Below are 9709 nucleotides of genomic sequence, written 5' to 3'. Positions count from 1 at the left end.
GGGTGGTGGCGCAGCGGGTTGCACCGTCGGTACGTCCGTGCGCGTGGCGCGGGAGTCGGACGGGCGGGGGGTGCGCCGGTTGCGGGCCTCGAAGGGGTCGGCGCGGCCGGAGCCCTTGTTGCGCACGGCGAACGGGTCGGACCGCCCGTCGCGCCGTTTCGCGGGCGGCTCGCGCCGCCTGGTGGGCGGGTCGGGCCGCTCCTCCGCCTCGCGGCGCGCGCGGGACCTGCCCTCGCGCCGCTTCGCCTCGCGCCGGCCGGGTTCGCGGCGGGCCGCCCTGCGCCCGCGCTCGAACCAGTCCGGCTGCTCCGACCACCAGGACCCCTCGGGCCACTGGGGCTCCTCGGACCAGCTCGCCCGCCCGGCGGCCGGTCTCGATGAGGGGCGCGCGGGCGTCTCCGCCCACGATGAAACATGCGTGTCGCCCCGGGACGCATGCCCGTTATCGCGTCGCGCCATGCCCTCTCCTGTGGAGGAGACGGAGGGCTCGGCGAACGCCGGTGGCTCCGCGCCGCCGGGCCTCGGGCCCGGCGGCGGTTCCGCTGAGACATCACGGGACCGCGGTGTCGGAGCCCGCTCGCTCCCACCGCGTTCCCCGGACGAATTCTCGGCGAACCCGCCCGATCACTCCGGGAGCATACGCCCTAGGAGTCGTTCTGACGGCAATTGGTGCCAAGAAACCGTCCCGGCCCTATCACCCGGCCGTTCCACTCTCCGGACGAGTACGCATGAACGGCGCAGCGGGTTCATTTCTTCTGGCGCCTATCGCAGGAACTTCGCGGCGAGGGGCGCCGCCACTTCCGGCCCGGACCCGCCGCCCTGGACGAACACCGCGAACGCGACGTCGTCCCGGTACCCGATGAACCAAGCGTGCGTCCCGCCGGCGAATTCCGCGGTGCCCGTCTTGCCCGCCGTCCCGCCGGGGAGGCCGGCGCCCGCCGCGGTGCCCTCGGTGACGACGGCCTGCATCATCGTGCGCAGCGCCGCCGCGCCGGGCACCGGGCGCGGTGCCGGAACCTCTCCCCCGCCCTCCCGGATCAGCTTCGCCGGCAGCAGCCGGGGCGGGCGCCACGTGCCGTCCGCCGCCGCCGCGGCGACCGTCGCCATCAGCAGCGGGCTCGCCTGGACGCGGCCCTGCCCGATCGCGGCCTCGGCCAGTTCCGCGCCGCTCTGCGGGTCGGGGAAGCTCCCCGTCGCCGCGTCGGCGCCGGGGGCGAGGGGGGCGCCGAACCCGAAGCGGTGCGCGCTCGCCGCCAGCTTCGCGGCGCCGAGCCGCTCCACCGCCAGCCGCGCGAACGTCGTGTTGCAGGACGCGGCGAACGCGCCGAGCAGCGTCGTCCGGCCGAGCGCGTGGTCCTCGTCGTTGCGGATCGTGCGCTGCGCGGTGACCACCGAGGCCGGGCAGTCGGCGCCCGTCCCGGCGCCGGCCCCCTCGGCGACCAGCCCGCCCGCCGTGACCACCTTGAACGTCGAGCCGGGCGGGTAGAGGCCGGCGAACGCGCCGAGGCCGCCGAGGCCGTCCGCGACCGCGAGGACCTCCCCGGTGCCGGGCCGGACGGCGACGATCGCGGCCTGGCCGGAAGCGGACGCGACCGCCTTCTCCGCCGCCGCCTGCAGCCGCCGGTCCAGTGTCGTGCGGACCTTCCGGCCCTTCGGCACGTCGAACAGCTTCACCCGGCGCGGCGGCGCGTCGCCGTCCCGCAGCACGATCGCGTACCCGACCTCCTCCTCGTCCGCGTCGAGGCCCGCGGTGATCCCGTCGAGGTAGGGCGCGAGCAGGCCGTCGCGCGGCAGTGCCTTGCCGTCCCGCGCCGCGAGCGTCACCGCCGGGACGCGGACCTGCCCCACCGTCCACGCCCCCTTGCCCTTCAGGCCGGGGTACAGCGTCGCGGGCGTCCACAGGACCCGCCACCGGCCGTCCACGCGGCCCAGCCGGAGCACCGCCTGGAAGGTCCAGTCGCCGTGCCCGGACAGCGTCCGCGTGACGGTGAACGCGGCCTGCGCCGCGTCCTTCCCGGACCGGACGACCGGGCGCGGCTCCACCGCGATCGCCGTGACCAGGAGCCCCCGCGACAGCGCCCGGTACTGCTCGGCGAAGTCGGCCGGCGGGTCGGCGACCAGCTCCCGCATGCCGTCCAGGTCGCCCTCGCCCCAGGCGGTGAAGAAGCCCGCCGCGACCTCCTCGGGCGTGGCGTCCCGCCCGCGCCGCAGCACCCATCCGGCCGTGAGCCCCGCCACCAGCACGACCGATAAGACCACGGCCAGCACCACGACACCGCGAGACCGCATGACCCCTCCTCCACCCCCGCCGTTCGAACACTTGATCATCCCAGTGTCCGAATACTCCGTACATGCGACATAGAGCCGTTTTTGTGGCCGAAACTGGAAGGCGGCTTAGCGACGACTCATCCGTCCCTTAAACCCGCTTTAACGGCGTCCCCGAACCGCCGAAACGCCTCTACCTTCGGAAACGTCAGCGACCGCGGACGGAACGGCGGCAGGGAGGTGGCCCCATTGCATCGATCACCGCGACAAGGGATCGGCCCGGGGGCCGCCCGGCCTCCGGGGCCCGCGGTCGGGCACCGCCGGGGGAGCGATCCTCGCGGTGCCGGACGCCGCGGGCCGTGCCCCGCGCTCCCGTCCCCGCGGACCCGGTCCGGCGGGCCGGCCCACCACGGCGCACCCCACCTCCAGGTCCTCCACGAGGGCGCCGGGCCGGCCGCGACCGGATCACACCCATCCCCCTCGGCAGGGGCGGGTCCGCGCGGAACGGCCTCCGGGCGCGGGGCACGACCCGGTTCGCCGTCCCTGATCCCCAGGGACCGGGCCCTGCCCACGGCGCGGGGGCAGGGCCCTCCTTCTTCCTCTCAGCTCGTCCAGGGCAGGCGGACGGCCTCCAGCGCCGGATCCGTCAGGACGGCCTCGATGAGCGACGTCGGGCCGACGATCTTCGTGCCCCACAGGTCCCAGTCGCAGTAGACGACCCAGGACCGGTCCTCGGCCCACAGGTCGGACGGGCAGCTGTTCAGCCCGGGATGGTCGTACAGCGCGGTCGCGTCGCCGAGGCGGCCCGCGAGGACGGTGTCGTCGTCCCAGTCGTTGGTCACCAGCGGGCAGTAGTAGGCCAGGCAGCGGGTGTCCGCGTCGGACGAGCCGTGCCGCAGCAGCACCCCGATGAGCCGGTGCCAGCTCTCCCGGTCCAGGCAGCCCTCCGCGGGCGGCCGGACCGCCGCCGACCAGCTGCCCGCCGGGTGCCCCTGGCGCAGGCAGCGGCTCCCCGGCAGCGCCCCGTCCGGGACGACCGGCTCACCGAAGCCGCGCGCCAGCTCCCGCCAGCGCAGCCGCCGCCACCCCGCGCCGGGGTCGCCGGTGCGGCCGAGGTCGACGCCGGTGACGATCGCGCCCTCCAGCAGGTCGCCCACGTCGGACGGACCGGTCAGCCCCGCCGCCGCCACCGACTGGTGGACATCGTCGTGCGTCGTGGTGACCAGGCCGCCCTCCCACACGTACATCGCGTGCAGGAGCCAGGCGGCGTCGGGGCGGCGCGGCGGCTCGAACCCCGAATGGCCGTGGCCCGGATCCAGCTCGCGCAGCCACCGGGCGGCCTCCCCCGGAACGCGGGCCCATGCGTCCTCGATGTCCATAGCCGCATCCTGCCATCTCAGGGCGTCAGCAGGCCGCCCAGCCGGGCGGCCTGGACCTCCCAGCGCCACTCGCGCTCGATCCAGGCGCGGCCCCGCTCCCCCATCGCGCGGGCGCGCGCCGGGTCGGCCAGCAGCCCGGTGAGCGCGGCGGCGATCCCGGCGACCGAGCGGCCCGGCACGACCAGGCCCGTCTCGCCGTCCAGGACGGCGTCGGGCGCGCCGCCGGAGTCGCCGGCGACGACGGGCAGCCCGGTCGCCGACGCCTCCAGGTAGACGATGCCGAGCCCCTCCACGTCCAGGCCGCGGCGGCGGGTCCGGCACGGCATCGCGAAGACGTCGCCCGCGTCGTAGTGGGCGGGCAGCTCCTCCCAGCTCACGCCGCCGGTGAAGACCACGCTGCGGTCGACGCCGAGGGACGCCGCGAGGCGCTGCAGGCGATCCCGGTAGGGGCCGCCTCCGACGAGGAGGAGGGCGGCGTCGGGCTGCTCCCGCAGGACGCGCGGCCACGCGTGGATCAGCGCGTCCTGGCCTTTGCGCGGCACCAGCCGCGACACGCACACCACCACCGGCCGGTCCGCGAGCCCGTGCCGGGCCCGGATCTCCTCGCCGCCCATGTTCCGGTGGAAGACCTTCTCGTCCACGCCGGGGGCGAGCCGCGCCAGCCGGGCGGCGGCGCGCGGTGCCAGCGCCCGCGCCAGCCGGGTGCGGGTGTACTCGCCGAGGTAGGTCAGCACGTCCAGGTCGTCGCCGATGCGGCGGAGGAGGTGCCGTGCCACCGGGAGCGCCGCCCAGCCCGCCTCGTGGCCGTGCGTGATGCCGACGAGGCGCTCGGCGCCGCGCCGCCGCAGCGCCGGGGCCAGCAGGCCGAGCGGCGCCGCCGCGCCGAACACGACCGAGTCGCAGCCCTCCGCGCGCAGCACGTCCGCGGCCCGGCGCAGCACGCCCGGCTCCGGGAGCATCAGCGAACCGGGATGGCGGACGACCGGGAACGGCTGCCGCGCGTCGAACTCCGTGGCGCCCTTCCACGCCGGGGCGTACACGACCACCGAGCCGGCCGGGCGGCGGGCCGCGAGGCCGTGCACGAACGCCTGGATGCCGCCGGGCCGCGGCGGGAAGTCGTTGGTGACGAACAGGGTCTTGGTCATCGTCCGGCCAGAATACGGAGAGGCCCGCCACCGCGGCTGCGGTGGCGGGCCTCCGACGAGCGTGCGGTCAGTGGCTGATCTCCTGCGACTTGCGGCCGCCCTCGATCTCCTCGTGCTCGTGCTCCTCGACGGGGATGTCGTCGAAGGTCCACGCCCGGTTGAGCCGCGACCGCAGGTGGCCGATCGGGCCCTTCGCCCCGGGCGCCGGGATGCCCGCGGCGTCCCGGTCCGGCGGCTCCGGCCGCGTGTTCTCCTTCGACAGCAGGACGTGCCGCTCCTCGTCGCGCGCCGGCTCGTGGCGCTCGGAGAACTTGCCGTCCGGCGACATGAGGATCACGCCGCTCTCCACGCCGTGCCCGACGATGTCGGCGTCCTTGCGCTGCAGGCCGAGGCAGATCCGCTTCGTCACGATGAACGCGATGACCGGCCCGACGAAGAACGTCACCCGGAAGAACCACGTCGTGGCGAACAGCGACAGGTGGAACTTGTCCGCGAGGACGTCGTTCGCGCCCGCCAGCCACAGCAGCCCGTAGAACGTGACCGCGGCGACGCCCGTCGCGGTGCGGACCGGGGCGTTGCGCGGCCGGGTGTTGACGTGGTGGTGCCGCTTGTCGCCGGTCACCCACGCCTCGATCCACGGCCAGGCCGCCGCGCCGCCGAACACGATGCCGAGCGGCAGGGCCGCCGGGATCAGCACGCTCAGGCTGAGCGTGTGGCCCCAGGCGTTGATCTCCCAGCCCGGCATGATGCGCAGCGAGCCCTCCAGGACGCCCATGTACCAGTCGGGCTGGGAGCCCGAGGAGATGGCGCCGGGGTCGTACGGGCCGAACAGCCAGATCGGGTTGATCTGCGCGAACGCCCCCAGCAGCGCCAGGACGCCGAAGGTGAACAGGAAGTAGGCGCCCGTCTTGGCCATGAAGACCGGGTAGAACGGGTAGCCGTAGACCTGCTTCTCGGACTGGTTCTTGACCGGCATCGCGGTGTGCTTCTGCACCCACATGATCATCATGTGCGCGGTGACCATGCCGAGCAGCAGCGCCGGGATCAGCAGGATGTGCACCATGTACAGGCGCGGCACGATGTCCTGGCCGGGGAACTCGCCGCCGAACAGGAACATGTACAGGTAGGTGCCGACGATCGGGATGCCCTCGGCCACGCCCTGCGTGATGCGCAGGCCGGTGCCGGACAGCAGGTCGTCCGGCAGCGAGTAGCCCGCGAGGCCCTCCAGCATGCCCAGCGTGAACATGCCGATGCCGATCAGCCAGTTCAGCTCGCGCGGCTTGCGGTAGGCGCCGGTGAAGAAGACCCGGAGCATGTGCGCCAGGATCGACGCCATGAACAGCAGCGCCGCCCAGTGGTGGATCTGCCGCATGAGCAGGCCGCCGCGGACGTCGAAGCTGATGTGCAGCGTCGAGGCGTACGCCTCGGACATCTTCACGCCGTTCAAGGGCTTGTAGGAGCCCTCGTACACGACCTCCACCATGCTCGGCTTGAACCAGAGTGTCAGGAACGTCCCGGTCAGCAGCAGGATGATGAAGGAGTACAGGGCGATCTCGCCCAGCATGAAGGACCAGTGGTCCGGAAAGACCTTCTTCATATTGCGCTTGAAGAAGGTGGTGGACCCGAGGCGGTCGTCGAGGAACGTCAGCGGGGCCTCGACCGCCTTGGGTGCTGTCGCCTCGCTCATCCGCGCTCCCAGAAGCTCGGGCCGACGGGTTCGTGGTAGTCGCTCGTGGCGACGATGTAACCGTCCTCGACCGACAGCGGCAGCTGCGGCAGCGGCCGCGCCGCCGGGCCGAACACGACCTTGGCGGCGTCGGTGGCGTCGAACGTGGACTGGTGGCACGGGCACAGGATGTGGTGCGTCGTCTGCTCGTACAGGGCCGCCGGGCAGCCGACGTGCGTGCAGACCTTCGAGTACGCGACGATCCCGTTGACGTGCCAGTTCTCCCGGCCCTTGGCGGGCTTGAAGTCGCCGGCCGGGACGTTGATCAGGATCGTGACGGCCTTCGCGACCTGGGTGAGCACCTCGTCCTCGGGCAGGTGCTCCTCCATGCCCTCCGGCAGCACGGTGATCATCGAGCCGGGCGCCGAGAAGTCGCTGACCTTCAGCGGCACGTTGGTGCCGTCCACCACCAGGCGGACGCCCTTCTTGCCCTGCGCCTTCGCCTGCTTGACGGCCTCGCCCCAGAAGGTGTGCCGGAGCCTCTTCTCCGGCAGCGGGCCGAGGTCGCGCAGCAGCACCAGCGGGGCCAGCCCGAGCGGCGCGGCGGCGAGCAGCAGCGTGCGGCGCAGCAGCGGCCGCTTGGTGATGCCGCTGTCCTCCGCGCCCTCCATGAAGTCCCGGCTGAACGCCTCCCGGGTCTCCTCGTCCGCCGCCAGCTCGTGCCGCTCCTGGATGATCGGCTTGCTGGTCATCAGCCGGCGCACCCAGATGGTGACGCCGATCGCCATCGACAGGAAGGCCAGCGCCATCGTCCCGCCGAGCCAGAAGTTGTTCTCGCGGGCGTCCAGCAGGCCGTGCATGCCGCCGTCGCGGCCGCTCCAGCCGATGAAGTAGGCGATGAACGCCACGCTCGACACGAACGCGAGCAGGAAGAACGCCGCGACGATGCGCTCGGCCCGCTTGGCCGACTGCTCGTCGAGCTGCTCCCCCACGCCGGCGGGCGCCGAGATGTCGTCCTCGGCGAGGAGGGCCTTCTCCCTCGCCGGGGACGGCGTGCCGATCACGCGCTCGCGTCGGCCGCCGTCCTCGCGCGGGCCCGTCGAGCCCGCGGTCTCCTTGTTGTCGTCGCTCATGACTTCTTCAGCTTCTTCGGCTTCTTAGCGGTGATCCACATGGCCGCCAGCACCATCAGGCCGAGACCCACCAGCCAGGCGACCAGGCCCTCGCTCACCGGGCCGATGCGGCCGAGGCCGTTGCCGCCCGGGTTGGGCTCCTCGCGCGTCTGCACCAGGTAGGAGATGATCGCCTGCTTGTCCTCGGGCCGCAGCGTGGTGTCGTTGAACACCGGCATGGCCTGCGGACCGGTCAGCATCGCCTCGTAGATCTGGGTGGGCGTGACGTCGCTGTTGGACAGCGGCGGCGCGTACTTGCCGCCCGTCAGCGCGCCGCCCTGGCCGGTGAAGCTGTGGCACTGCGCGCAGTTGGTGCGGAACAGCTTCCCGCCGAGCGCCACGTCGCCGTTCTTCGGGTCCACGGCGGACGCGGGCGGAACCTCGGGGCCACCGCCGAGGGAGGCGATGTAGGCCCGCAGGTCGGCCAGGTTCTTCTCGGCCTGGGCCTTCTGCTTCTCCGCCGCCTCCCGCTTCTCCGGCTCCTCGTAGTCGGTCTTGATCGAGGTGTTGAAGGTGGGGATCGGCGTCTTGCGCGGCACCTGCGCGCCAGGGTTCATCGCGGGCATGCGGCCCGTGCTGACCTGGAAGTCGACGGATGCGGCGCCCACCCCGATGAGGCTCGGCGCGATCGAGTTGCCCTCGGCGTCCTTCGTGCCCTCGGCGTTCAGCCCGTGGCAGCTCGCGCAGTTCTTGTTGAACAGCTGTTGCCCGTGCTTCAAGTCCTCCGCGGCCTGCGCGGTGCTCTGCGCCTCGGCGCGGTCGGTCTGCGGCGAGAAGCCGGCGTAGATCACGCCGATCGCCGCCAGGGCCGCCAGCACGACGGCGTAGCCCGCCCACGGGCGCCGTCGCCATGCGGTGATCCTTTTCACGGAAATCCCCGTTCGGGTCATGTCGTCGGGATGGGGTCAGAGGTCGAGCAGGTACACGACCGAGAACAGGCCGATCCACACCACGTCGACGAAGTGCCAGTAGTAGGACACGACGATCGCGCTCGTCGCCTGCTCGTGGGTCCAGCGCTTGGCGGCGTAGGTCCGCCCGAGCAGGAACAAGAACGCGACCAGGCCGCCGATCACGTGCAGACCGTGGAAACCGGTGGCCAGGTAGAACACCGAGCCGTAGGCCGAGGACGAGAAGGTCAGCCCGTCGTGCACGACGAGGTTGTAGTACTCGTACGCCTGGCCCGCGACGAAGTAGGCGCCCATGAGGAACGAGAGGATGTACCACTCGCGCAGACCCCACCGGGCCGGGTTCAGCAGGCTGCCGTCACGCCCGACCTTGCCCGCCTCGGCCTTGAACACGCCCATCTGGCACGTCACCGAGGACAGCACCAGGATGGTCGTGTTCACCGCCGACAGCGGCAGGTCCAGCGGGGCGCCCGGCCACGCGTCTTCACCGGACTGGCCGATCGTCACGGAGCGGATCGTGAAGAACATCGCGAACAGCGCCGCGAAGAACATCAGCTCGGACGACAGCCAAACGATCGTCCCCACGCTGACCAGATTGGGACGGTTCGCCCGTGCGTGAGGTGTTGTCTCTATCGCGGATGCTGTCACGGGCAGCATTATTGCGCCCCCATCCCGTGAGTGACGCATGACCCCCCTCCTAGGGTTCCCCGAGCGTGTTGCCGGAGCCCCCGACCCGGTACCCTCACGTGCATGAGCACCACCCCGGAGAGCCCGATGAAGGTCCTCGTCTACAGCGACGACGCGAACACCCGCGCCCAGATCCGGCTGGCCGTCGGGCGCCGGCCCGCCGCCGACCTGCCGAAGGTCGAGTTCGTCGAGGTCGCCACCCAGCCGGCCGTGGTGGAGCGGCTGGACGAGGGCGACATCGACGTCGCGATCGTCGACGGCGAGGCGCAGCCCGCGGGCGGCCTCGGCGTCTGCCGGCAGGCCAAGGACGAGGTCTACGACTGCCCGCCGTTCCTCGCCCTCATCGCCCGCCGCGACGACGGCTGGCTCGCCACCTGGTCGCGCGCCGACGCCGTCGCGAGCCTGCCGATCGACCCGATGGCGCTGGCGAACGCCCTCGCCGGGCTGATGCGGCAGCGCCTGGAGAACCGCCTGCCCGCCCTGTAGCCCC

The 9709-nt window shown here is 72.8% G+C and carries 8 protein-coding genes; 1 reads left to right on the top strand and 7 read right to left on the bottom strand.

Annotated features, from left to right (window positions below; all coding sequences use genetic code 11):
* Positions 1–762: 762 nt before the first annotated feature.
* The 7 genes from ETD96_RS33935 to ctaE form a co-directional block, all read right to left on the bottom strand.
* Positions 763–2289 (bottom strand): penicillin-binding transpeptidase domain-containing protein, encoded by a 1527-nt coding sequence (locus ETD96_RS33935; protein ID WP_171069367.1) that lies wholly within the window; start codon positions 2287–2289, stop codon positions 763–765.
* 578 nt (positions 2290–2867) lie between these two features.
* A complete protein-coding gene (locus ETD96_RS33930; protein WP_138640574.1) occupies positions 2868–3644 on the bottom strand; it encodes a hypothetical protein in 777 nt (258 codons plus the stop codon).
* Between the two features lie 17 nt (positions 3645–3661).
* Positions 3662–4789, bottom strand: a complete 1128-nt coding sequence (locus tag ETD96_RS33925; protein WP_138640573.1) for a glycosyltransferase family 4 protein — start codon at positions 4787–4789, stop codon at positions 3662–3664.
* Between the two features lie 67 nt (positions 4790–4856).
* Positions 4857–6476 (bottom strand): cytochrome bc1 complex cytochrome b subunit, encoded by a 1620-nt coding sequence (gene qcrB, locus ETD96_RS33920; protein WP_138640572.1) that lies wholly within the window; start codon positions 6474–6476, stop codon positions 4857–4859.
* Positions 6473–7588 carry a cytochrome bc1 complex Rieske iron-sulfur subunit gene (gene qcrA / locus ETD96_RS33915; RefSeq protein ID WP_138640571.1) on the bottom strand — a complete coding sequence of 372 codons (1116 nt, stop codon included), beginning with the start codon at positions 7586–7588 and terminating at the stop codon, positions 6473–6475. The genes qcrB and qcrA overlap by 4 nt, the downstream gene beginning before the upstream one ends.
* Entirely contained in the window at positions 7585–8496 is a 912-nt protein-coding gene (gene qcrC, locus ETD96_RS33910) for a cytochrome bc1 complex diheme cytochrome c subunit (protein ID WP_138640570.1), read from the bottom strand. The genes qcrA and qcrC overlap by 4 nt, the downstream gene beginning before the upstream one ends.
* A 36-nt stretch (positions 8497–8532) precedes the next feature.
* Positions 8533–9189 (bottom strand): aa3-type cytochrome oxidase subunit III, encoded by a 657-nt coding sequence (gene ctaE / locus ETD96_RS33905; RefSeq protein WP_138640569.1) that lies wholly within the window; start codon positions 9187–9189, stop codon positions 8533–8535.
* A gap of 93 nt (positions 9190–9282) precedes the next feature.
* Here ctaE and ETD96_RS33900 point away from each other — a divergent pair, with 93 nt between their 5' ends.
* Positions 9283–9705 carry a response regulator transcription factor gene (locus ETD96_RS33900; RefSeq protein WP_138640568.1) on the top strand — a complete coding sequence of 141 codons (423 nt, stop codon included), beginning with the start codon at positions 9283–9285 and terminating at the stop codon, positions 9703–9705.
* The last annotated feature ends 4 nt before the right edge of the window (positions 9706–9709 follow it).

This window comes from Actinomadura geliboluensis (assembly GCF_005889745.1).
GTDB lineage: Bacteria > Actinomycetota > Actinomycetes > Streptosporangiales > Streptosporangiaceae > Spirillospora > Spirillospora geliboluensis.
The sequence above is the reverse complement of the archived record's forward strand: the minus strand, read 5'-3'. Positions and strand labels throughout refer to the sequence as shown.

What these genes read in the sequence shown, in the direction of transcription:
- ETD96_RS33935 (WP_171069367.1), bottom strand. Translation starts at nt 2,289, where the DNA reads ATGCGGTCTCGCGGTGTCGTGGTGCTGGCCGTGGTCTTATCGGTCGTG.
- ETD96_RS33930 (WP_138640574.1), bottom strand. Translation starts at nt 3,644, where the DNA reads ATGGACATCGAGGACGCATGGGCCCGCGTTCCGGGGGAGGCCGCCCGG.
- ETD96_RS33925 (WP_138640573.1), bottom strand. Translation starts at nt 4,789, where the DNA reads ATGACCAAGACCCTGTTCGTCACCAACGACTTCCCGCCGCGGCCCGGC.
- qcrB (WP_138640572.1), bottom strand. Translation starts at nt 6,476, where the DNA reads ATGAGCGAGGCGACAGCACCCAAGGCGGTCGAGGCCCCGCTGACGTTC.
- qcrA (WP_138640571.1), bottom strand. Translation starts at nt 7,588, where the DNA reads ATGAGCGACGACAACAAGGAGACCGCGGGCTCGACGGGCCCGCGCGAG.
- ctaE (WP_138640569.1), bottom strand. Translation starts at nt 9,189, where the DNA reads ATGCTGCCCGTGACAGCATCCGCGATAGAGACAACACCTCACGCACGG.
- ETD96_RS33900 (WP_138640568.1), top strand. Translation starts at nt 9,283, where the DNA reads ATGAGCACCACCCCGGAGAGCCCGATGAAGGTCCTCGTCTACAGCGAC.